The sequence below is a fragment of the Streptomyces sp. HUAS CB01 genome (assembly GCF_030406905.1).
GTDB classification, from domain to species: Bacteria; Actinomycetota; Actinomycetes; order Streptomycetales; family Streptomycetaceae; genus Streptomyces; species Streptomyces chengbuensis.
This window is the reverse complement of record NZ_CP129137.1, coordinates 4,988,370-5,010,641: the sequence shown is the minus strand read 5'-3', so window position 1 is coordinate 5,010,641 and position 22,272 is coordinate 4,988,370. Positions and strand designations below refer to the sequence as shown.

Annotated in this window: 19 protein-coding genes; 8 read left to right on the top strand and 11 right to left on the bottom strand. The window is 71.4% G+C overall.

What is annotated here, in order from left to right; genetic code table 11:
* Window positions 1-78 precede the first annotated feature (78 nt).
* Window positions 79-1,560, top strand: a complete 1,482-nt coding sequence (locus QRN89_RS22285; protein ID WP_435833262.1) for a catalase — start codon at window positions 79-81, stop codon at window positions 1,558-1,560.
* A 170-nt stretch (window positions 1,561-1,730) separates the two neighbouring features.
* Here the strand turns inward: QRN89_RS22285 and QRN89_RS22280 are convergent, their stop codons facing one another.
* Complete coding sequence (locus QRN89_RS22280; RefSeq protein ID WP_290351147.1) at window positions 1,731-4,019, bottom strand: transglycosylase domain-containing protein; 2,289 nt, start codon at window positions 4,017-4,019, stop codon at window positions 1,731-1,733.
* A gap of 270 nt (window positions 4,020-4,289) precedes the next feature.
* On the opposite strand from QRN89_RS22280, the gene QRN89_RS22275 reads away from it, so the two are divergent.
* Together QRN89_RS22275 and QRN89_RS22270 are read left to right on the top strand one after the other, a co-directional pair.
* Window positions 4,290-5,228: an SPFH domain-containing protein gene (locus QRN89_RS22275; RefSeq protein ID WP_290351146.1), complete on the top strand. Its 939-nt coding sequence runs from the start codon at window positions 4,290-4,292 to the stop codon at window positions 5,226-5,228.
* A complete protein-coding gene (locus tag QRN89_RS22270) occupies window positions 5,225-5,437 on the top strand; it encodes a type II toxin-antitoxin system antitoxin (RefSeq protein WP_290351145.1) in 213 nt (70 codons plus the stop codon). Before QRN89_RS22275 ends, QRN89_RS22270 begins: the two co-directional genes overlap by 4 nt.
* A gap of 191 nt (window positions 5,438-5,628) precedes the next feature.
* Here QRN89_RS22270 and QRN89_RS22265 read toward each other — a convergent pair whose 3' ends face one another.
* The gene (locus tag QRN89_RS22265) at window positions 5,629-6,672 is read right to left on the bottom strand and encodes a hydrogen peroxide-inducible genes activator (RefSeq protein ID WP_290351144.1); all 1,044 of its coding nucleotides are present in this window, start codon (window positions 6,670-6,672) and stop codon (window positions 5,629-5,631) included.
* A 129-nt stretch (window positions 6,673-6,801) separates the two neighbouring features.
* Between QRN89_RS22265 and QRN89_RS22260 the strand changes: the two genes are divergently transcribed.
* Window positions 6,802-7,356 carry a peroxiredoxin gene (locus QRN89_RS22260; protein ID WP_290351143.1) on the top strand — a complete coding sequence of 185 codons (555 nt, stop codon included), beginning with the start codon at window positions 6,802-6,804 and terminating at the stop codon, window positions 7,354-7,356.
* Window positions 7,357-7,358: 2 nt separating this feature from the next.
* Complete coding sequence (locus QRN89_RS22255; protein ID WP_290351142.1) at window positions 7,359-7,895, top strand: alkyl hydroperoxide reductase; 537 nt, start codon at window positions 7,359-7,361, stop codon at window positions 7,893-7,895.
* A 131-nt stretch (window positions 7,896-8,026) separates the two neighbouring features.
* On the opposite strand, the gene QRN89_RS22250 is transcribed toward QRN89_RS22255, so the two are convergent.
* From QRN89_RS22250 to QRN89_RS22230, 5 genes are all read right to left on the bottom strand, one after another.
* Window positions 8,027-8,752, bottom strand: coding sequence for a hypothetical protein (locus tag QRN89_RS22250; RefSeq protein ID WP_290351141.1), 726 nt, complete (start codon window positions 8,750-8,752; stop codon window positions 8,027-8,029).
* A complete protein-coding gene (locus QRN89_RS22245; RefSeq protein WP_290351140.1) occupies window positions 8,749-10,110 on the bottom strand; it encodes an AI-2E family transporter in 1,362 nt (453 codons plus the stop codon). Before QRN89_RS22245 ends, QRN89_RS22250 begins: the two co-directional genes overlap by 4 nt.
* Window positions 10,111-10,251: 141 nt before the next feature.
* On the bottom strand, window positions 10,252-10,953 hold the full coding sequence (locus QRN89_RS22240; protein WP_290351139.1) for an aggregation-promoting factor C-terminal-like domain-containing protein: 702 nt from the start codon (window positions 10,951-10,953) through the stop codon (window positions 10,252-10,254).
* Window positions 10,954-11,345: 392 nt separating this feature from the next.
* Window positions 11,346-12,668 (bottom strand): RNA 5'-3' helicase PhoH2, encoded by a 1,323-nt coding sequence (phoH2, locus tag QRN89_RS22235; RefSeq protein WP_290351138.1) that lies wholly within the window; start codon window positions 12,666-12,668, stop codon window positions 11,346-11,348.
* 505 nt (window positions 12,669-13,173) lie between these two features.
* Window positions 13,174-13,935 (bottom strand): isoprenyl transferase, encoded by a 762-nt coding sequence (locus QRN89_RS22230; protein WP_290351137.1) that lies wholly within the window; start codon window positions 13,933-13,935, stop codon window positions 13,174-13,176.
* A 112-nt stretch (window positions 13,936-14,047) separates the two neighbouring features.
* Between QRN89_RS22230 and mgrA the strand changes: the two genes are divergently transcribed.
* On the top strand, window positions 14,048-15,085 hold the full coding sequence (gene mgrA / locus QRN89_RS22225) for an L-glyceraldehyde 3-phosphate reductase (protein ID WP_290351136.1): 1,038 nt from the start codon (window positions 14,048-14,050) through the stop codon (window positions 15,083-15,085).
* 270 nt (window positions 15,086-15,355) lie between these two features.
* Here mgrA and QRN89_RS22220 read toward each other — a convergent pair whose 3' ends face one another.
* Window positions 15,356-15,718, bottom strand: a complete 363-nt coding sequence (locus tag QRN89_RS22220) for a winged helix-turn-helix transcriptional regulator (RefSeq protein WP_290351135.1) — start codon at window positions 15,716-15,718, stop codon at window positions 15,356-15,358.
* A gap of 13 nt (window positions 15,719-15,731) precedes the next feature.
* Between QRN89_RS22220 and QRN89_RS22215 the strand changes: the two genes are divergently transcribed.
* On the top strand, window positions 15,732-16,556 hold the full coding sequence (locus tag QRN89_RS22215; RefSeq protein ID WP_356948649.1) for a DNA glycosylase AlkZ-like family protein: 825 nt from the start codon (window positions 15,732-15,734) through the stop codon (window positions 16,554-16,556).
* On the opposite strand, the gene QRN89_RS22210 is transcribed toward QRN89_RS22215, so the two are convergent.
* Window positions 16,502-18,028 carry a DUF2079 domain-containing protein gene (locus tag QRN89_RS22210; RefSeq protein ID WP_390701347.1) on the bottom strand — a complete coding sequence of 509 codons (1,527 nt, stop codon included), beginning with the start codon at window positions 18,026-18,028 and terminating at the stop codon, window positions 16,502-16,504. The two genes, QRN89_RS22215 and QRN89_RS22210, sit on opposite strands and share 55 nt — an antisense overlap.
* 445 nt (window positions 18,029-18,473) lie before the next feature.
* Window positions 18,474-19,367: a prepilin peptidase gene (locus tag QRN89_RS22205; protein ID WP_290351133.1), complete on the bottom strand. Its 894-nt coding sequence runs from the start codon at window positions 19,365-19,367 to the stop codon at window positions 18,474-18,476.
* Between the two features lie 110 nt (window positions 19,368-19,477).
* Here QRN89_RS22205 and QRN89_RS22200 point away from each other — a divergent pair, with 110 nt between their 5' ends.
* A complete protein-coding gene (locus QRN89_RS22200) occupies window positions 19,478-19,849 on the top strand; it encodes a DUF192 domain-containing protein (RefSeq protein ID WP_290351132.1) in 372 nt (123 codons plus the stop codon).
* A gap of 26 nt (window positions 19,850-19,875) precedes the next feature.
* On the opposite strand, the gene QRN89_RS22195 is transcribed toward QRN89_RS22200, so the two are convergent.
* Window positions 19,876-21,033: a putative hexosyltransferase gene (locus tag QRN89_RS22195; RefSeq protein WP_290351131.1), complete on the bottom strand. Its 1,158-nt coding sequence runs from the start codon at window positions 21,031-21,033 to the stop codon at window positions 19,876-19,878.
* Between the last annotated feature and the right edge of the window lie 1,239 nt (window positions 21,034-22,272).

Genomic DNA, 22,272 nt, shown 5'->3' with positions numbered 1-22,272 from the left:
GACTTGGTCCAAATGTTGCCGACTTCGCATGTGAGGGGTTGACTGGGGCACACGGCCGATGCGACCACTTTCCCCTCGATGGACGGGAGGACGCTCGTGACCGAGTCACCCCCCAAGGCTCCGTACACGACGAACAACCACGGCATCCCCGTGGAGAGCGACGAGCACTCGCTGACCGTGGGGCCCGACGGCCCGATCCTTCTCCAGGACCACTACCTGATCGAGAAGATGGCCCAGTTCAACCGCGAACGGGTCCCCGAACGGGTGGTGCACGCCAAGGGCTCCGGCGCGTACGGCTTCTTCGAAGTCACCAACGACGTCAGCCAGTTCACCAAGGCGGACCTGTTCCAGCCGGGCAGGCGCACCGAGATGCTGGCCCGGTTCTCGACGGTCGCCGGTGAGCAGGGCTCCCCGGACACCTGGCGCGACCCGCGCGGTTTCGCGCTGAAGTTCTACACCGAGCACGGCAATTACGACCTGGTCGGCAACAACACGCCGATCTTCTTCGTACGCGACACGATCAAGTTCCAGGACTTCATCAGGTCGCAGAAGCGCCACCCCGTCACCGGGCTGCGCAACAACGACATGCAGTGGGACTTCTGGACCCTCTCCCCCGAGTCGGCGCACCAGGTCACCTGGCTGATGGGCGACCGGGGCATCCCCAAGACCTACCGCCACATGAACGGCTACGGATCGCACACCTACATGTGGGTCAACGGCGCCGGTGAGCGGTTCTGGGTGAAGTACCACTTCAAGACCGACCAGGGCATCGACTTCCTCACCCAGGAGGAGGCCGATGAACTCGCAGGTTTCGACGCGGACAAGCACCGGCGCGACCTGTACGAGTCGATCGAGGCCGGGAACGCGCCCACGTGGACCCTGAAGGTCCAGGTCATGCCGTTCGAGGACGCCGCGGACTACCGGTTCAACCCCTTCGACCTGACGAAGGTGTGGCCGCACGGGGACTACCCGCTGATCGACGTGGGCCGGATGACGCTGAACCGGAATCCGGAGGACTACTTCGTCCACATCGAGCAGGCCGCCTTCGAACCGTCGAACATGGTTCCGGGTATCGGTCCCTCACCGGACAAGATGCTTCTGGGCCGGCTGTTCTCGTACCCGGACACCCACCGGTACCGGATCGGCCCCAACTACGCGCAGCTGCCGCCCAACCGGCCGCGCTCGCCGGTGAACTCGTACGCCAAGGACGGTCCGATGCGGTACGCGCCGTCCTACGCGGCACGGTCGTACGCGCCGAACTCCTACGGCGGCCCGGACGCCGACTTCGCCCGCTTCGGCGACCCGGCGGGGTGGGCCACGGCGGGCGAGATGGTGCGCGAGGCGTACAAGCTGCACCGCGAGGACGACGACTGGGGCCAGGCGGGGACGATGGTCCGCAACGTCCTGGACGACGCCGCCCGTTCGCGGCTGGTGTCGAACGTCAGCGGCCATCTGAAGCAGGGCGTCTCGCGGCCGGTGCTGGACCGCGCGGTGCAGTACTGGCGCAACGTCGACAAGGAGATCGGCGACCGGATCGCCAAGGAGGTCAACGGAGGCTGACCGCGACCGCCTCCGGGCAGCCCGTGCGAGCACGAAGAAGGCCCGGCGCCGAGGCGCCGGGCCTTCTTCGTGCCGTCGGGGCGGCTGGTGCCGTGACCGGCACCGGGCGGGGTTGTGCAAGAGTCCCTCCCCCCGCCTGCGGGCGGACGGAGACTACTCGCCACCCGCCCCTAGGTCTTCTGGGGCCGTACCCCCGCCGTCGTCCCCGTCGTCGTGCCGTCCGTGGTGCCGGCGTCGCCGGTACCGCCGTCGCTCTCGCCGCCCTCCGTGGTGCCGGAGTCCGTCCCGCCCTCGGAGGTCCCGCCGTCGGCGCCCTCCGTGGTGCCCGTCGTGTCACCCGGCCCGGTCGGCCGGTCGTCCGACGGCGACGGGTCGGGCGAGTCGCTCGGGCGGTCGTCCGGCTTCTCCGGCTTCGACGGCTTGTCCGAGGGCTCGTCCGGCTCCTCGCTCTCGGAGGGCGACCCGCTGGGGCTCGCCGGGGGCTCCTCCTGCACCGGTTCCATGAGCTCCAGGTCGAACCGCTCGTCCGAGCCGCCGCCCAGCGCGCCGGTGGTGTACTGCTGCCAGATCATGGCGGGCACGCCACCACCGTTGGCGCGGCCCTCGTTGACGGTGTCGGTCAGGGTGACCTGACTGCCCTTCACGTCCTCGCCGAACAGGCCGACGGCGGTGACGAGTTCGGGGGTGTAGCCCACGAACCACGCCGATCGGTTGTTCTCCGAGGTACCGGTCTTGCCCGCCGCGTGGTAGTCGCCCTGGGCGTTGCGGCCGGAGCCGCTGCTCACCACGCCGGTCATCGCCTGGGTGACCGTGTCGGCGGCCTCCCGGCTGATGACGCGGTCACCGCCCTCGGGCGCCGGCCCGGCCTTCCGGATCCGGTGCTTGGCGTCCTTCACGATCGACGGCACGACCTTCTCGCCGTGGTTGTCGAGGGTCGCGTAGACGGCGGCCATGTCCCAGGTCGAGGCGCCCATCGTGCCGAGCGACATCGCGGGCCGCACCGGCCAGCCCTCGCCGTCGTGCATCCCGAGGCCCAGCGCGGTCTCCTTCACCTTGCCGGGTCCGACGTCCACGATCATCTGGGCGTACACCGAGTTGATGGAGCTGTTCGTGGCCCGCTGGACGCTGACCGGGCCGTAGCTGCGGTCGTCCTCGTTCTCCGGCGCGAAGGGCGTGTCGCTGCCCTCGACCGGGCGCTTGCTGTCGCCGTCGTAGACGGTGTTGAGGCCGATCCGCCGGCCGTCCTGGGTCTCCGACCTGTTCTCCAGGGCGGTGGCGAGGACGATGGGCTTGAAGGTGGACGCGGGCTGGTAGTCCCGGCGGGTGGCGTTCGACAGCCAGTGCTCGGTCGCCCCCACACCGCCGTACAGGGCGACGACCTTGCCGGTCTTCGGGTCGACGGAGGTCGCGCCCGCCTGGACGGTCGCGTCCCGCTTGTCGCCCTTGCGGTCGAGCTTCTTCTCCAACTGCTCGTCGACGGCCTTGACCAGGGACTTCTGGCGCTTCTTCTCGATGCTGAGGGTGATGGTCCAGCCACCGGCCTCGATCTGGTCCTCACTGACCCCGCGCCGGGCGAGTTCGGCGTTGGCCGCCGTGACGAGGTAGCCGGTCTGGCCCTCCATGCCCGGGGCCGCCTTGGGCTTCTTCGGCACGGGGAACTTGAGGCCCGAACGCGTCGACGCGTCCAGCCACTTCTCCTCGACCATGTTGTTCAGGACGTAGTTCCAGCGCTCGCCCACCAGCTTCTTCCCGGTCGGCGAGGCGGCCGCCCAGTCGTACTGGCTGGGGGCCTGGAGCAGGGCGGCCAGATAGGCGCCCTCGGCGACGGTCAGCTTCTGGGTGTCCTTGCGGTAGTACGCCTGGGCGGCTGCCTGGATGCCGTAGGCACCGCGCCCGTAGTAGCTGGTGTTCAGGTAGCCGGCGAGGATCTCTTGCTTGTCCTTCTCCTGGTCCACCTTCAGCGAGATCACCAGCTCCTTGAGCTTGCGGGTGACCGTCTGGTCCTGGTTCAGGTAGTAGTTCTTGACGTACTGCTGGGTGATGGTCGAGCCACCCTGCTTGCCCCCGCCGGTGAGGGTGTTGAAGACACCGCGGGCGGTGCCCTTCAGGTCGACGCCGGAGTCCTTGTAGAAGGTCTTGTTCTCGGCCGCGACGAAGGCCTTCTCGACGTCGTCCGGGATCTTGTCCAGACCGACGATCTCACGGTTGACGGTGCCGGTGCGGGTCAGGATCGAGCCGTCGCTGTACTTGTAGACGTTGCTCTCCTTCTCCGCCTGTGCGTTGGCCGTGGGTACCGGCACCAGCAGGTAGACGATGAAGAGCGCACCCATGCCCAGCAGGCAGAGGGTGAAGAAGGTGCCCAGCAGCTTCCTCCAGGTGAAGAAGCGCCGTATGCCCCCGGCCTTGTCCGCCCGGCGCGCGTCGCGCTGCCGGGCTCGTCGCGCTTCCGCTCGGCCCATCGCTCCGTTGCTCCGCTCTCTGTTCCGCGCTCTTCGTTGGTCGTCGGTCGTGCCGTACGCCGGCGGTCGCCGCCAGATCAGCTCAGAAAGCTAACACCGGTCGTACAGGCACAGGACAACCGATCCGGTCTTTTCCGGGCGTGACAATCAGCACCCGTCTCTCAGGGAACCGACTCACGGGAGGTGCGCAAGGTTGCCAGTTCCGATAATGTGTAATCACATTGCTAGCTGACCGGGCCGCCTGCCCGGCCCGCGGAACGGGGGACCGACATGCCTGCGACCAGCACATCCCTGCGTCACGACGACGCACCCGAGATGCCCGAGCCGGGGGTCAGGGAGTTCGCCGCGCACAGCATCGGCGGCGGCCTGGCGCTGCTGCTCGGCCTGGCCGGGCTGACGGGCGGAGTCGCGCTGATGGTGATGGGCGCCACAGCCACGGCGACGGCCGCGAAGGTCGCCCTGTTCCTGTGCGGCGCCGTGGTGGTGGTCCTCGCGGCCCTCTCGATGTGCGGACTCAACATGATCGCGCCGGGCGAGGCGCGGGTGGTGCAGCTCTTCGGCCGCTACCGGGGCACCGTCCGCACGGACGGGTTGCGCTGGGTCAACCCGCTGACCACCCGGGCGAAGATCTCGACCCGGATCCGCAACCACGAGACGGCGGTGCTCAAGGTCAACGACGCCTACGGCAACCCGATCGAGCTCGCCGCAGTGGTCGTGTGGAAGGTCGAGGACACCGCGCAGGCGATGTTCGAGGTGGACGACTTCCGGGAGTTCGTCTCCACCCAGACCGAGGCGGCGGTGCGGCACATCGCGATCGAGTACCCGTACGACGCCCACGACGAGGACGGGCTGTCCCTGCGCGGCAACGCCGAGGAGATCACCGAGAAGCTCGCGCTGGAGCTGCGCGCACGGGTCGAGGCGGCGGGCGTCCACATCGTCGAGTCGCGCTTCACGCACCTCGCCTACGCACCCGAGATCGCCTCGGCGATGCTCCAGCGCCAGCAGGCCGGGGCCGTGGTCGCCGCCCGCCGGCAGATCGTGGACGGCGCCGTGGGCATGGTGGAGGCCGCCCTGTCGCGGATCGCCGAGGAGGGTCTGGTGGACCTGGACGACGAGCGCAAGGCGGCGATGGTCTCGAACCTGATGGTGGTGCTCTGCGGTGACCGCGCCGCACAGCCCGTCCTGAACACGGGCACGCTCTACCAGTGACCCCTCCCGAACGGAAACAGGTGCTGCTGCGGCTCGACCCGGCGGTGTACGAGGCACTGGCCCGCTGGGCGTCGGACGAGCTGCGCAGTGCCAATGCGCAGATCGAGTTCCTGCTGCGCAGGGCGCTCGCGGAGTCGGGCCGGCTGCCCGGGGGCGTCAGGCCCATCCCCCGGCGCGGGCGGCCGCCGAAGGCACCGCCCGAGGAGTAGCCGGGCCGCGCGCCCCCGTCCGGCCGACGGGGCGCCTGCACCGGTCCGCGCGGCGCCCCCTTCCGGCCGGAGCGCGTTCCGGCCGGAGCGCCCGTTCCGAATCGAGATGACGGGCCCGGCGGCCGTCGACCGGGCCGCGGTCGCGTCCATGACGGGTGTCGGCGCCGGCGCCGTCCTCCCGGTGACGCTCCTCAGCCTGCCGCCGCCGCTCCGGCCGATGCGGCCGGAGGGGCTGCGGACGGAGCGGGGCCGCCGTCGTGGAGCACGCGTACCGGGAGGTCCCCCAGGACCTCCCGGAGCGCGCCCGCGAACTGCTCGAACTCGCCCTGGCGGGCCGCTCCCGTGCGCATCGCCAGGGCGATCCGGCGTGCGGGGGCCGGGTCCGCGAAGTAGCCGGTGGCGAGGGCCGGACTGCGTCCGGTCTCGACCTGGACGGCGGTACGCGGGAGGAGGGTGACGCCCAGCCCGCCCGCGACCAGCTGGACCAGGGTGGACAGCCCCGCGGCGGTGGTGGTGACGGGCGCCCCCTCGGTGCGGCCCGCCTCCCGGCAGATGTCCAGGGCCTGGTCGCGCAGGCAGTGTCCCTCGTCGAGCAGCAGCAGCGGGAGTTCCTTCAGCGCGTCGCGCGGAATGTCCTCGCGACCGCCGAGCCAGTGGCCGCCGTGCGTCACCAGCACGAAGTCCTCGTCGAACAGAGGCAGTTCCGTCACCCCGGGCGCCTGGGGGTACCACCTGGACGACGTCCTCGTGGAAGGGACGGCGAGGAGCAGGAGGTCGAGCCGGCCCGCCGAGAGCCCCTCCAGCAGCGACGACGTCTGCTCCTCGTGGACCTGGAGGTCGAGCTCCGGGTAACGCTCGTGGACCAGTCGCAGCACGCTCGGCAGCAGGTAGGGCGCCACGGTCGGGATCACCCCGAGTCGCAGCACCCCGGTGAACGGCGCCCGTACCGCCTCGGCCTCCTCCAGCAGTTCTCCGACCGCGTCGAGGACGGCCTTGGCCCGGACCGCGAGCCGCTCACCGGCGGGCGACAGGAGCACCTTCCGCGTCGTACGCTCCAGCAACTGGACACCCAGTGCCTCCTCCAGCGCCGACACGGCCCCGGACAGCGCGGGCTGACTCATCCCGATTGCGGCGGCCGCGTCCCGGAAGTGCAGATGTTCGGAGACGGCGGCGAAGGCTCGAAGCTGAGCAAGGCTGGGTTGTTTGCCCCGATTTGGCGCATTTACTGCCACCACTGATAAGCACCTCCGATCACGGCGACCCAGTCTAGCTATTTCTTTGATCAATGCACTCTGTGCCAGGGTGGAGGTCCGTCCAACCCCCCGGAGGCCCTCACGAGGGGCTTCCTGTTGCAAGGAGAGCGTGTGCTCACTGTCGGTGACCAGTTCCCCACCTTCGAGCTGACCGCCTGCGTCTCGCTGGAGAGCGGCAAGGAGTTCGAGCAGATCACCCACAAGTCCTACGAGGGCAAGTGGAAGGTCGTCTTCGCGTGGCCCAAGGACTTCACCTTCGTCTGCCCCACCGAGATCGCGGCGTTCGGCAAGCTGAACGACGAGTTCGCCGACCGTGACGCCCAGGTCCTCGGCTTCTCCGGCGACTCCGAGTTCGTCCACCACGCCTGGCGCAAGGACCACGCCGACCTGCGTGACCTGCCCTTCCCGATGATGGCCGACTCCCGGCACGAGCTGATGCGCGACCTCGGCATCGAGGGCGAGGACGGCTTCGCGCAGCGCGCCGTCTTCATCGTCGACCCGAACAACGAGATCCAGTTCACGATGGTGACCGCCGGCTCCGTCGGCCGTAACCCCAAGGAGGTCCTGCGGGTCCTCGACGCCCTGCAGACCGACGAGCTCTGCCCCTGCAACTGGACCAAGGGCGAGACCACCCTCGACCCGGTCAAGCTGCTGGCCGGTGAGTGAGCATGGCGCTCGATGAGCTGAAGTCCGCCCTGCCGGACTACGCCAAGGACCTGAAGCTGAACCTCGGTTCGGTGATCGGCAACAGCGACCTCCCGCAGCAGCAGCTGTGGGGCACGGTCCTGGCCTGCGCGATCGCCTCCCGCTCGCCGATCGTGCTGCGGGAGCTGGAGCCCGAGGCCAAGGCCAACCTGTCCGACGAGGCGTACACCGCCGCCAAGTCGGCCGCCGCGATCATGGCGATGAACAACGTCTTCTACCGGACCCGGCACCTGCTGTCGGACCCCGAGTACGGGACGCTCCGTGCCGGTCTGCGGATGAACGTCATCGGCAACCCCGGGGTCGAGAAGACCGACTTCGAGCTGTGGTCGCTGGCCGTCTCCGCGATCAACGGCTGCGGCCAGTGCCTGGACTCGCACGAGCAGGTGCTCCGCAAGGCGGGCGTCGAGCGCGATGTCGTCCAGGAGGCCTTCAAGATCGCCTCGGTGATCCAGGCCGTCGGCACGACGCTGGACGCGGAAGCCGTTCTGGCCGGGCAGTGAGGTCCCGGCCCCGTCCGGCCCGACCGTGACCAGGGCGCCCCACCCGGCCGTGCCGGGCGGGGCGCCCTCGTCGTGCACGGGAACGGCGCCCCGGCGGACGACGCCCCGCCGCCGCCCTGCCACGGCCCCTGTCACGCCGGCTGTTTGAGCCTGGCCATCAGCCGCTTCGTGTCCTCGATCACATGGTCCTCGAGCGCCCGCAGCGCCTCGGGATCCGCCGTCAGCACCTCGGTACCGTCCTCGTCGACGGGCACGAAGGGTGCGGAGACGGCGACCTCCAGCTCGGCGGGCCCGTCGAGCACGGAGAGTTCCATCCGCGGAAAGTCCTCGGTGGGCACCACGAGGTACGCGCGCTCGCCGATACCGTCGGCCCGCTCGATGGCGCGGCCGTCGCCGTCGGGCGCGTAGGGGCGGTTCACCGCGTCGAACTCGACCCCCGGATCGGTCCGCTTGTGCAGCAGGTACGACACCGTGACGTGGTACGCGTCGTTCTCGCCCCGTCCGTCGAGCTCGAGAGCGCAGTGCGCCCGGTCGAGCGCCGGCTGCTCGTCCACCGAGGCCACGGCGCTCCTCCGTGCGCCGAGCGCACCGCCGAGGACCGTGAGCCGGGCGTCCAGGCACAGGTTCCGGCTGACGCGGTAGCCCTCCAGGTCGGGCGCCCGGCCGGCGTACGCCTGCAGACCGCCGGCCCACACCGCGGAGGCCGTCAGCGCGCCGCCGAGCGCCCACAGCCACGGGCGCCGGGACCGCGCGGGAGGCTGCCCGCCGCCGGACACGACGGCCCCGCCGGCCACGGGGCCGCCGGGGCACGGGGCCGGAACGGCAGCCCCGCCCACCAGTTCGGGCTCGGATATCACGGGCGTTCGTCACCCTCCGGGGGCGAGGGCTCGGACTTCGGTGCGGGCGGGGGCGGCGTCGGCGCCAGGTCCATCACCGTCGCCCCGTGCGGGGTGGGTCCGATCCGGCCCACGTGCCCCTGGCCGTACGCACGGAGGTAGGTGACCACCGTGTTGGTCACCGCCACGAGCGGCACCGCGACCACCGCGCCACCGATCCCCGCCGTCAGACCGCCCGTGGCGACCGCGAGGACGACGGCCAGCGGATGGACGCGGACCGCGCGGCCCAGGATGAACGGCTGCAGCACGTGCCCCTCGATCTGCTGCACGGCGAGCACCACCAGCAGCACCATCAGGGCGGTGAACACACCCTGGGTGACCAGCGCGACGACGACCGCGAGGGCGCCCGAGACGACCGCACCCACCAGGGGGATGAAGGAGAACAGGAAGATGAAGACGGCGAGCGGCACGGCCAGCGGCACGTCGAGGAAGTAGATGCCCAGACCGATGAAGATCGCGTCGATGAGGGCGACCACCACCGTGCCCCGGACGTACGCCGTCAGCGTCCGCCAGGCACGCGGGCCCGCGCCGGCGACACCGGGGCGGGCCGCCGCGGGCACCAGCTTCAGGGTCCACTGCCAGATCCGCTTGCCGTCGTAGAGCAGGAAAAGGGTCGAGAACAGCGCCAGCAGCATCCCGGTGAGGATCTCCACCATCACGCTCACGCCCTCGAGCCCGGCGGAGGTGATCTCCTGCGTGTTGGTGCCGATGGTGTCCTGGAGGTTCTTCGCGATGTCGTTGATCTGACGCTCGGTCACATGGAACGGGCTGTTGAGCAGCCAGCGCTTGAGCTCCTCGATACCGTCCTTGACCCGGTCGGCGACGTTGTCGAGGTTGTCCATCACCTGCCAGACGACGAACCAGCCGACGAGTCCGATCACGACGAAGCCCAGGATCGCCGTGAGGGCCGTGGCGAGCCCGCGCGGCAGGCCGACCCTCCTCAGCCGGGTCACCGTCGGCTGGAGCAGCGCGGTGACCAACAGGGCGGCGACGAAGGCGAGCACGACGAGCTGGACGGCGCTGATGACCCGCATCAGCACCCAGAGCGTCCCGGCCAGGACCAGCAGCCGCCAGCCGGCCTCGGCCGCGACCCTCATCCCCCAGGGGATGGCCTCGGCCGGGTGCGGCCGCGCGGGAACGTCGGGGGCGTACGCGGGAGGAGGCGGAACATGGTCGGGCGGCACGGTGCCCGGATCCCCGTCACCCGCGCCGTTGCCGTTGTCCCCGGCCGCGGCGGCGGCCCGGCGCTCCTCCAGCCGTGCCCCGATACGGGACAGTCCGGCCCCCAGCCGGTCCAACCAAGCTGGCGTCTTCGACATCTCGTGCTTCCCTCTCCCCCCAAGGCCCGTCCCGACCGTACACGCACCGAGCCCCCCACCGTCGGACGGTGAGGGGCTCAGCGGAATCGAGCAGTTGGAGCTCCCGGGATTCCCGGGGTCCGTTCGGTACCGGCCGTCGGCCTAGTACCAGTTGTTGGCCTGCCAGAACGACCAGGCGCCGCAGGGGCTGCCGTAGCGGTCGTTCATGTAGTTGAGGCCCCACTTGATCTGGGTGGCGGGGTTCGTCTGCCAGTCCGCGCCGGCGGACGCCATCTTGGAGCCCGGCAGCGCCTGGACGAGACCGTAGGCGCCGGAGGACGGGTTCTGGGCCCGGTAGTTCCAGCTGGACTCGTGGTCCACGATGTTGCTGAAGCACTGGAACTGGTCGCCGGGGACCATCTGGCGGGCGATCGCCTGGACCTCGGAGATGCTGTACGAGGACTGCGCCGCGAAGCTCGAGGCGTCGCGGACGGCGGACCGGCTGGCGCGCTCCTCGGCCTCCTTGGCCTCGGCCTCGCGCTGGGCCTTCTCCTCGGCGGCTTCCTTCTTCGCCTCGGCGTCCTTGGCGGCCTGGAGTCGAGCCGCCTCCTCGGCGGACTTCCTCGCGGCCGCGTCGGCGGCAGCCGCCTGCGCGTCGGCCTGCTGGGTCAGGGATGCGACCTGAACCTGGGCCTGCTCACCGACGGGGATGTCCGCAAGGAGCGTCGCGTCCGCCGCGGTCGTCTCCAGGTTGTCGCCGTTCGCGGGTACGGCGTTGCCCGAGGCAACACCCACGACAGCGCCGACAGTGGTGACTGCGGTGGCGGACGCCACTGCGAATCCCCGGACCGAGATCCGGCTCACACGGTTTCCTTCCAGCAACGCCCGCACAGGTGACCTCGCGGGCGCAATCGTGCCCCTGGCACTGGCGCTCCCTCTTGCTAGGTCACGGGAGGCACGGGCCCGGTGGGCGCTCCCTTGCGGGAGTGCCGCGTGGTGCTCGGGCGGCATACGGCGGCGTCTGTGGAGTTGTGTGGTGCCGCACCCCTGAGGGTGCAGGTGTGCCGTATGCGGGGCCTGACGGAACCCAGACTCTGCCGGAAGCCGATGCCGCAAGGCAATTCATGGCTGCGTGTGAAAGCTCACACCTCGTTTGTCCCAGGAGTTTTATGGAAAGGGCGGCGCAGCACGACGCCGCCCGGCTAAGCTCCTTCGCTTCGCCGGGCGGCGCCAACTCCCAAGCCGGGCAGGTCCCGTCAGATCGGCCCGTCCTCCAGCATTTCGGTCACCAGCGCGGCGATCTGCGAACGCTCGGACCGGGTGAGCGTGACGTGCGCGAAGAGCGGATGGCCTTTCAGCTTCTCGACGACGGCCACGACCCCGTCGTACCGACCGACACGCAAATTGTCCCTTTGCGCCACGTCATGGGTCAGAACGACCCGTGAGTTGGCACCGATCCGGGACAGAACGGTCAGGAGGACGTTCCGCTCCAGGGACTGGGCCTCGTCGACGATGACGAACGCGTCGTGCAGCGAGCGCCCGCGGATGTGGGTCAGCGGCAGCACCTCGAGCATGCCCCGGCCCAGGACCTCCTCGATGACCTCACGGCCGGCCACCGCGGAGAGCGTGTCGAAGACCGCCTGCGCCCAGGGGCTCATCTTCTCGGCCTCGGTGCCCGGCAGATAGCCCAGTTCCTGCCCGCCGACCGCGTACAGCGGCCGGAAGACCATCACCTTCTGGTGCTGCCGGCGCTCCAGGACGGCCTCCAGGCCGGCGCAGAGCGCGAGCGCGGACTTGCCGGTACCCGCCCGGCCGCCCATGGAGACGATGCCGACGTCCGGGTCGAGCAGCAGATCGAGGGCGATGCGCTGTTCGGCACTGCGGCCGCGGATGCCGAAGGCCTCGCGGTCGCCGCGGACGAGCCGGACGTTCCCGTCGGACGTGACCCGACCCAGGGCCTTGCCCCGCTCCGACTGGAGGACGAGCCCGGTGTGGACGGGCAGGTCGGACGCCTCCGGTACGTACAGGTGCTCCTCCTCGAAGAGGATGTCCACCTGCTCCGCGGACAGGGCCAGTTCGGACATTCCGGTCCAACCGGAATCCGTGACCGCGAGTTCCGCACGGTACTCCTCGGCCTGGAGGCCGACGGAGGACGCCTTGATGCGCAGCGGCAGGTCCTTGGACACGACGGTGACGTCGTATCCCTCTGCCTGGAGGTTCCGTGCCACAGCGAGGATCCGTGAGTCGTTGTCACCCAGCCGGTAGCCGGCGGGAAGCACCCCGGGGTCCGAGTGGTTGAGCTCGACGCGCAGCGTGCCGCCGAGGTCGCCCATCGGAATGGGTGCGTCCAGGCGGCCGTACCGGACCCGGAACTCGTCGAGCAGGCGCAGCGCCTGCCGGGCGAAGTAACCGAGCTCCGGGTGGTGCCTCTTGGCCTCCAGCTCCGTCACGACGACGATCGGGAGCACGACCTCGTGCTCGTCGAAGCGTGAGACGGCGTTGGGATCGGCCAGCAGGACGCTGGTGTCGAGAACGTAGGTGCGCCTGTCGGACATGCGGCGCTTTGTGCTGTTCACCACGGAAGGACGTACCCCCTCGGCTGAGATCGGGGTGCGACGGCGTCGCGGGCTTGGGGTCTCCCCGCCGAACGGCGGGGGACCGGACCGGTCTCCGGCCACGATGCACGGGCCGGGCACCGGCCCTCCGTTCCTTCCGTGCTGGCCGCACGGTCGTCCTGGCGCAAAGGGCCTCCCGGGCGAGCGGCTCGGTGCCCCTCGCTGTAGAACGGCATCCGGAACGGGTGTCCGGATGTCGACCTGTCAGGGATATTCCCTCGAACAAGCGAGGCCATGCAATGGCATATGACGACACGTCGATGAACATGCGGTGACCACGCCCGGGCCCGCGCCCGTGCGCGCCCGGCTGCCACCCGGCCGGCCCTCCGTGCCTACGCCGAACGGGGGACCGGTCGTCAAGATCCCGCCACCCGCCTTTCGGTGCCCGCCGCCGGGCGGGCACCGTCCGCACTCGCGCCGGGAGCGCCGTCGCCCCGGGGACCGCGTCGAACGGGGTCGGCGCCCGCCCTCAGGCCCCGTAGCGCCGGTGGCGTGCCGCGTAGTCGCGGAGTGCGCGGAGGAAGTCGACCTTGCGGAAGGCGGGCCAGAAGACCTCGCAGAAGTAGTACTCGGAGTGCGCGCTCTGCCAGAGCATGAAGCCCGACAGACGCTGCTCGCCGCTCGTGCGGATCACCAGGTCGGGATCGGGCTGGCCGCGTGTGTAGAGGTGGGACGCGATCATGTCGGTGTCGACGATCTCCGCGAGCTCCTCGAAGCTCGTCCCCTTCGCGGCGTGCTCGTTCAGCAGGGAGCGCACCGCGTCCGCGATCTCCTGGCGGCCGCCGTAGCCGACCGCGACGTTGACGAGTATCCCGTCGACGCCGTCCGTCGACTGCTCCGCCTCCTTGAGCACCGACTGGGTCCTCGCGGGAAGCAGGTCCATCGTCCCCACGTGGTGCACCCGCCACCGGCCGTCGGCGGCCAGGTTGCGCACGGTGTTCTCGATGATGCCGAGGAGCGGGCGCAGCTCCTCGTCCGGACGGTCGAAGTTGTCCGTGGACAGCATCCAGAGGGTGACCACCTCGACGTCGGTCTCGGCGCACCAGCCCAGCAGCTCGGAGATCTTGTCGGCCCCGGCCTGGTGTCCCTCCGCGGCCGTGCCGCCCGACGCCTTGGCCCAGCGGCGGTTGCCGTCCAGGATGACGCCGATGTGCTTGGGCACCTGGGCGTGGTCGAGGCGGCCCTCCACCCGGCGTGCGTAGAGCCCGTACACCAGGTCGCGCAGGTTCACAGTCCTTAACCCCTCCGTGCTGTGGCTGACCCCCCGACGCCCGTCACACTACTGCGGAGCGGCCACGGCCACCCAACCCGGTCTGTCACAAGTCCGTGATAGGGAGGGAAGCGTGAACGATTCCCCCTATTACCGTGCAGCCGAGAACCGCTACGACTCGATGGAGTACCGGCGCACCGGCCGCAGCGGGCTCAGGCTTCCCGCGATCTCCCTCGGCCTCTGGCACAACTTCGGTGACGACCGCACGCTCGCCTCCCAGCGGTCGATCCTGCGCCGCGCCTTCGACCTCGGCGTGACCCACTTCGACCTGGCGAACAACTACGGGCCGCCCCCCGGCTCCGCCGAGCTGAACTTCGGCAAGATCTTCGCCCAGGACTTCGCGCCGTACCGGGACGAGCTCGTCGTCTCCACCAAGGCCGGCTATCTGATGCACCCCGGCCCCTACGGCGAGTGGGGCTCCCGCAAGTACCTGATGTCCTCGCTGGACGCGTCCCTGGGGCGGATGGGTCTGGACTACGTCGACATCTTCTACTCGCACCGCTTCGACCCGCACACCCCGCTGGAGGAGACGATGGGCGCCCTGGCGTCCGCCGTCCAGCAGGGCAAGGCGCTCTACGTGGGCGTCTCCTCCTACAACGCCGAGCAGACCGCCGAGGCGGCCGGGCTGCTGAAGGAGATGGGCGTCCCGGCGCTCATCCACCAGCCGTCCTACTCGATGATCAACCGCTGGATCGAGGACGACGGGCTCCTCGACACCCTGGAGGCGGCGGGCATGGGCTGCATCTCCTTCGTGCCGCTCGCCCAGGGGCTCCTCACCGGCAAGTACCTCACCGGCATCCCGGAGGGCTCGCGGGCGACCCAGGGCAAGTCCCTCGACCCGAACCTGCTCTCCGACGAGGTGCTGCGCCGGCTCCGGGGGCTGAACGAGATCGCCCAGCGGCGCGGCCAGTCGCTGGCCCAGCTCGCGCTCAGCTGGACGCTGCGCGACGACCGGATGACGTCGGCGCTGATCGGTGCGAGCAACGTCGGGCAGCTCGAGGAGAACGTGGCCGCGCTCCACGCGGCGCCGCTCACCGACGAGGAGCTGAAGGAGATCGACGTCTTCGCCGTGGACACCGCGGGGACGAACATCTGGGCCGGTCGCGGCTGACCCTGCGCCCCGTTCGCCCGCCGGCAAGGAAAACGGGCCGGTCCGTGGGGGGGATACGGACCGGCCCGAGGGGGGGCTTCCACCATAACCCTTCGTGAGGGCGGACGCGCGCCGCGCCATGCCGTCACCACTCTCCGAATTCACCGGACTGCGGTACGGAGTGGGAAAGTGCCAGGGCAGAGGCCGGTACCGGCCTCCGCGACGGCCCGTCCCGTACCCCCCACGGGGGACCCGGCCCCTCGGGCACCCGGTTGACGCGGCCGCCCCGGATCAGGCCGGGCCGGTCCCCGGCTGCTCCTTGTGCCGCAGGATCTCGCCCATGTGGTCGTCCCCCCACCGCCCGAGGGGCAGCAGGGCGGTGTTCAGTGACCGCCCGAGCCCGGTGAGGGAGTACTCCACGCGCGGCGGGACCTCCCGGTGGACCTCGCGGTGGACGATGCCGTCGGCCTCCAGCTCCCGCAGCTGCTGGGTCAGCATCTTCTCGCTCACCCCCGCCACGTCCCGCTTGAGCTCGCCGAAGCGCCTGGTGCCCGCCTCGTGCAGGGCCCAGAGGATCATCGGTTTCCACTTGCCGCCAACGACGTCCACCGCCGCGTCGAGACCGCAGCTGTAGGAGGTCCTGCCCTTCGCCATCGCCAACTCCCCCGTGCGCACCGGAATTCGGTCACTTCCCGATGCGACGGTACTCCACGGGAATGCGGACAGTGGGTGGCGTTTTGCCTCCTGGGGTCGGTCCAAGACGACGACGCGCCGCGTGACCTGGCCCCGGGCCGACGCCCGCCGTACGGGCCGCGCGGCACCGTTCGTCCGCCGCCTCGGCCGACCTGCCCCTGTGGACGGGCGCCCTCTCCTCGATCCCTGCAGGCGCCGACCCGACGCCGCCGCACGTCCGGACGACGCGGCAGCAGACGGAGCCGGTCCTGACCGCGATCGGCGAGGCGCTCGCGGACCGCGTCCCACCGCGGACGAGCTGACCGAGGCGGTCGTGGAGCGCGCCGGCCCCTGGGCGGGCGACCGCGTGACGGACGCCTTCCAGGACAGGTGGCCGCGCCGGCGGCAGGTGACGCACCCCGCCGCGCCGGGGAGTCTGTGCTTCGGGCCCCTTCGCGGCCGCAGGGTCACGTACACCCATCCGCGCCGCATCCTGCCCGGGTTCACCCCGATGGACGGCGCCCCAGCGCAGGCCGAGCTCGTACGCCGGTACCTGCGCGCCTACCGCCCCGCCACGCCGCAGCACTTCGCCCGGTGGCCGGCGGCGCCGCGCGGCTGGGCGGGCGAGGTATCCGCCGCGGCGGCACGCGGACAGGCCGAGGAGGTCCGCCGTCATCGGGCGGTCCGGGCGCACCCCCGGCGGCGTCCGCACCCGGCCCGTGGTCGCACGAGCCGCACAGGACCGTCGCCGTGCACCTCCGGACGTCACCCCGTGCGCCGCAGCAGCGTGATGCCGTCCCGCGCGGCGACGCGCTCGTAGCCGTAGGTCCGCTGCGCCGCGTCGAGTTCGGCCTGCTGCTGCTCGGGCGGATAGGGCCAGTGGCCCGTCTTGTAGGGCCATGCCTCCGGGGCCCTGCTGTCGTGGATGATCCATTCCGCGGTCGGCCTGGGCAGTCGCTTCCTGTCGTACTCGTACAGATGCCCCTCGACGGGCCAGGTCGGGAACAGGACGACGTCGCACCGCGAGGTGAGCTGGGGGACGAGTCGGTTGGAGGCTGCCACCGTCGCCCCGTCCGGGATCCGCTGCAGCAGCGCCCGGGCGGCCTCGATGTGCGGGGTCGTGCGCCATGTGGCCCGCTGTGCCAGCTGGGCGAGCGGGAAGGACGGCAGCATCACCACCGTCACGGCCAGGACCGTGACGAGGGAGGCGCGGACATGGCGGGCCGCGAGCGGATGGCCGGCCTGCCGGTACCCGCCGAGCGCGTCGACGAGCCCGGCGAAGACGACCGGCATCAGTACGGCGCTGTAGTGGAACGCGGTCCCCCAGTGGAAGGCGTTCTCCGACAGCATCCGCCAGGCGAGCGTCGGTGCGGCGATCAGCGCCAGCGGTGAGCGGAGGGCGAGCAGGGCGCTGGGGGCGAAGACGAGCACGAGGGTCATGGCCTTGACCTCCGGGCGGAGCGCGTCGAGCGGCGCGAAGGCCATCGTGGCGAGGAGCGAGCCGTGCCCGTCGGTGAGGTTGCCCCCGTGCGCGTACCCGCCGCCGGGGTTGAAGGCGGGCAGCAGCAGCGTGATCTCGATCGCGCTGCCGACGAGCCCGGCCGCCGCCGTCGCGATCCCCAGCTTCCGGGACCCCTTCCACGCCACGTACGCGCCGACCGCAGCGAGGGTCAGCCCCAGGTCCTCCTTGACCAGCAGCAGCGGCGCGGACCAGGCGACGGCCTGCCCCCAGCGCCGCCGGCCGAGCGCCTCGAGGGCGAAGGCCAGCAGCGGTACGGCGAGGGCCACCTCGTGGAAGTCGAACGCGGCCGCCGAGGCGATGCCCCAGCTCGCGCCGTAGCCGAAGGCGACGACGTGCGCGGCGCGGCTGCCGAGCGTCCGGACGGCCCAGCGCGCCAGCGGCACGACGGCGAGGGCGAGGAGGACGGACTGGGCGATGAGCAGACAGAGCGGGGAAGGCCAGAGCCCGTAGAGCGGGGCGAGTACGGCGATCAGCGGGTGGAAGTGGTCGCCGAGCAGGTTGAAGCCGTCGCCGCGCAAGGGGACGACGGGGGGCTGGAGCCGGGCGTATGCGCGGACGGCCTGCTCGAAGATGCCGAGGTCGTAGCCCGTGGTGCGGAGGAGTTCGTGGCGGCGCACGGCGACGGTGGCGTAGAGCAGGGACAGGACCGCCGCCCAGCCCCAGGGGAGGAGGGCGGCGGCGGGACCTTCCGCCGGCCGGGCGTCCGCGGAAGCCGGCACCGGCTTCGTCTGCACACGCGAGACCGTTAGATTGTCAAAGAATGTCCGCATACGTCCGCATGCTAGAGGGCGTGAACTGCCGCACTGTCCACATGCCGGGGAACTCCCCCTCGTGGCGGTCACCGGTGGACTCCGCCCCGGCCGACCCGACCATCGGAGCCGAACTGCCCGGTGGGGACGGCCTGTGCACGGAGATTTCGGCACGACGAGGTGTCCCGCTTGCGGTGCTCGACCGCCGTCCCGGTCACGCGTCCGGTCACGGCGGCACCCGGCCGTGTCCGACACGGCCAGTGCCGCACCAGGCAACGTCCGCCCGGTCGCGACGCCCGCCACGGCGACTCGCGGCGTTGCCGAGTCCACCGAGTAGGCCCCCTACGAGGTCGATCCGGCGCCTTGGATCCTTCCCCTCGGCCCGGAGGGGCCGGGGGGAGACCCCACGCACCGGACGCCGCAGGCCCCGCCCTGCGGGTGGACGGAGCCACGTTCGCCACATTTCCTAGACGGCGAGCGCCCCCAGCAGCAGCCCGAGCAGCGCACCCGAGATCATGAACGGCCCGAACGGGATCGCCGTCCCCCGGCCCGCGCCGCGCAGGACGACGAGACCGAGCCCGTACACCGCACCCAGCAGGAAGCCCGCGAAGGCGCCCACGAACAGCACCTCCCAGCCGTACCAGCCGAGCGCCACGCCGAGCGACAGCGCCAGCTTCACATCGCCGAAGCCCATGCCGTTCGGGTTGACGAGGAAGAGCACGAGGTACGCGGCACCGAGCACGGGGCCGCCGAGCAGCGCGGTCGGCCATGACCCGCCGGCGCCGGGGAGCAGCGCCGCACCGCCGAGCAGCACCGCCGCCGCGACGGCCAGCGGCAGCGTCAACTGGTCCGGAAGCCGGTGGACATGGCGGTCGACAAGGGCGAGGAGGACGGCGAAGGGCGCGAGGAGCAGCCATACGGCCAGCTCCGGACGGGACCCGACGGCCGCGGCGAGCGCGGCGCAGGCGAGCGCGGTGACCGCGGGCACGACGACCGAGTTCCGGTACACGGCGGGCGTGCGGACGGCGGTGCCGTCGGGCCGGTCCGTTCCGCCCGGCACATCCGCGTCCGGCGGCCCGTCCCCGGGCTCGCCCGGTGCTTCCGGCGCGCCGGACCCGGGCGTTGCGGCGGGCACCGGCGCGGAGACCGCGGGCACGGGCGACACCGCGCAGCTCGCACAGCGCGCGGTCCCCAGCCACCCCTGCGCGGGACCGGTGAGGGGATGCCCGGCGGGGCAGGTGTTCCGCCACGCCTCCTCCGGCTCGACGGACATCCGGTAGGCGGGGCGCGGCACGAGCACCCCGGCCGCGGCCCCCCACAGGGCGGCGGCGGCGATCAGCGTGACGTACGCGTACTCCACGGTCCGACCCTAGGACCGGAATCGACTCCGGGTCATGGGCCCACGGGCCCACTCCCCGGCGTCCGGGGAGTGGGCCCATGACGGCCCGACTCCCGCTACGGTCTTGGGCCATGGGCGGATGGCAGGACGGCAACGGCACGCTGACGGTCCCCGGCCGGGAGGAGCCGGTCCGGCTGATGGTCGCCGCGTCGTACGCGGCGCGGTACCGGGGGCTCCTCGGCCGTGACGGCTTGGACGGCGCGATCATGCTGACGCCGTGCACGAGCGTGCACACCTTCCGCATGCGCTTCGCCATCGACGTGGCGTACCTCGACAGGGAACTGCGCGTCCTCGACGTCCACACGATGCGCCCCGGGCGGCTCGGGCTGCCCAGGCTGCGCAGCCGTCACGTCCTGGAGGCGGAGGCGGGGGCGATGGCGGAGTGGGGCATACGGCCGGGGGTCCGGCTCTCGATCGGCGGGCCTCGGCGCGGGACGCCCTGAGGGGGTCCCTCGCGCAGCGCTCCGACTCAGGGCGGTCCCGAACCGAGCAGTGTGAACGCCCCGTACGCCCCCGAGGCGACGGCCAGCAGCGCCACCACCGGCAGCGTCGCCCGGCGGGCCCGCCGGGCGAGGGCGACCGCCGCCGGCAGCAGCAGCGGGAAAGCGGGCATGATCAGCCGCGGGCGGGAGCCGAAGTACGCGGCGCCGATCAGCGAGATGACGACGACGCCCGTTCCGTACACCAGCAGCGGCAGCGGCTGGCGCTGTCTCACGCACAGCCACACCACCCAGAGGAGCAGCCCGAGCGCGGCGATCAGCCCGACGCCGGCGAGCGGCGCGGGCCCGGTCAGCTGCCCGCCGATGAAACGGGCGAGGGCGACCCCGCCGTCGATGTCGTTGCCCCAGGCGGCCTGGACCTCGAAGTAGGCGGTGGGGCTGCCCTGGCGCACGGCCACGAAGACGACGTACCCGAGCCATCCGAGCGGCGCGATCACCACGCCCACGACCGTCCGCCACGTCAGGTCCCCCCTGAACAGCCGGACGAGCCCGGTGACTCCGAGGGCGGCGACGAGCGCGGCGGCCGACGGCCGGGTCAGCCCTGCCAGCGCGCACAGTGCCCCCGCGATGATCCAGCGGTCGGTCAGCACGGCGTACAGGGACCAGGCGGCCAGCGCGGTGAACAGCGTCTCGGTGTACGCCATCGACTGCACGAACGCGGTCGGGTACACGCCCCACAGCACCGCCAGCAGCACTCCGGCCCGCTGTCCCGCCACCTGCGCACCGACGGCGTAGACACCCCAGGCGGCAGCGAAGGCCGCGATCCAGCCGATCACCAGTCCCGCCGTGGCGGCGCCGACCGGCAGCGCCCCGGAGACCGCCCGCTCCAGCACGGGCAGCAACGGGAAGAAGGCCAGATCGGAATGGACACTGCCGTCGGGCAGCGTCACGCCGTACCCGTAACCGTTCTCCGCGATCCGGACATACCAGACAGAGTCCCAGCGCCCGTTCAACCGGTGGAGAGCGTCCTTGCCCTGCACCGCGGCGGCCACCGCGAGGATCGCCATCCCCACCAGCCGGACGGCCGCGTACCCCAGGAGGGCGGGGGCGGCGCCGGAGATCCCGGACGGAACGGACACTCGACGCGGACCGGAGCCCTGCGGCTCGGACTCGGACTGGTCAGACATGCGCCCGATTATCGCCGCGGGTGCGGGTGTGACCGCCCTCACGGCGGGCGGGCGGCCTCCCGGCCCCAGGTGTCGGGTCGTGCGCCCGGCTCCGTGCCGACGGCGCCGGGTGCGATGCGCGGGGCGTTCCGGTCGCAACCGGCTCACGCTCGCCGCCACCCCGTCCGGGGGCCCGTCGGCGTGCGTGCACGCGACAGGGCAGAGCACGGCTACGCCGCAAGCGCCTCCGGCAGCAGCCCGATCAGCGCCCCCGAGACCAATGAACGGCCCGAACGGGATGGCCGACTTGCGCCCGGCCTTGCACAGCGGGACCAGCCCGAGCCCGTACGCCGCCCCCAGGAACACCTTCCCGATGCGCTTTCATCCGCCATGCGGTGTGCAGAGCCCAGGCGGCCCGTTCCGCGGACATGCCGGGCAGCACGTACTGCTCGGAGAGTTCCATCAGCCAGGGCGTGAGGACGGCCTCGTCGTCGGCCACGAGGCCGCTCCACTCCAGGGTTTCCCCGGCGATCCAGGCAGTGATCCGGCGGACCCAGATCCCCTCGAGGTCCGTGGTGTCGACGCCCTTGCGGACGCACCCGCCTCGTCGGCCTGCTTCTGCGCCTCGCGGGCGTTGTCCGCCTCCGCGCCCTTGCAGAGCTCGTCGTCCTCTGCGGCGAAGGCCACCGGGATCGCCGCAGATGCGGCTCCGCTCAGCTCCTCCACTTGGACGGCGGAGACCCAACTCCGTTATCTCCCGGGCTACATCAGGCGGTGCTGACGCCCGCCCCAGGCGACATCGAGGCTCCACCGCCCTTCCGCGGCATCGCGGCACGCGGTACAACCGGCGCGCAGCCTAGGTCCGGATCCCGGATGGCACCATCGACGCCGGGCGGCGAACACTCCGCGATCCGCTCCGCCTGGGCGACGGCCATGTACTCCCCCAGCTGGTGCCGGTTGTTCGCCCGGAGGACGGATCCGCGCCACCCACCGAGGCCCGTCATATGTGTCCAGGGGCCCCAGACATGCAGTTCACCGTAGAGGTCGAGTTCGATGATCTGGGCGATGAGCGAATGATCGACTCTTCCGGGAGCTCGTCCATGAGGGGACCCGGAAGCTGATCTCACGATGCGGGCCCCAGCGCTTCTCCAACTCCTCGGCGAGCGACGCGAGGTGCGCTTCGGACTCCTCCCGCGCGGCGCCCCACTCGGATCCGGGTACGCCGAAACAGGACCGGCTCAGCCACAGCGGAACAAGCCG

Coding starts and splice junctions, on each gene's coding strand:
- QRN89_RS22285 (WP_435833262.1), top strand. CDS start 79: ATGGACGGGAGGACGCTCGTGACCGAGTCACCCCCCAAGGCTCCGTAC.
- QRN89_RS22280 (WP_290351147.1), bottom strand. CDS start 4,019: ATGGGCCGAGCGGAAGCGCGACGAGCCCGGCAGCGCGACGCGCGCCGG.
- QRN89_RS22275 (WP_290351146.1), top strand. CDS start 4,290: ATGCCTGCGACCAGCACATCCCTGCGTCACGACGACGCACCCGAGATG.
- QRN89_RS22255 (WP_290351142.1), top strand. CDS start 7,359: ATGGCGCTCGATGAGCTGAAGTCCGCCCTGCCGGACTACGCCAAGGAC.
- QRN89_RS22245 (WP_290351140.1), bottom strand. CDS start 10,110: ATGTCGAAGACGCCAGCTTGGTTGGACCGGCTGGGGGCCGGACTGTCC.
- QRN89_RS22220 (WP_290351135.1), bottom strand. CDS start 15,718: ATGGCGAAGGGCAGGACCTCCTACAGCTGCGGTCTCGACGCGGCGGTG.
- QRN89_RS22210 (WP_390701347.1), bottom strand. CDS start 18,028: ATGCGGACATTCTTTGACAATCTAACGGTCTCGCGTGTGCAGACGAAG.
- QRN89_RS22200 (WP_290351132.1), top strand. CDS start 19,478: ATGGGCGGATGGCAGGACGGCAACGGCACGCTGACGGTCCCCGGCCGG.
- QRN89_RS22195 (WP_290351131.1), bottom strand. CDS start 21,033: ATGTCTGACCAGTCCGAGTCCGAGCCGCAGGGCTCCGGTCCGCGTCGA.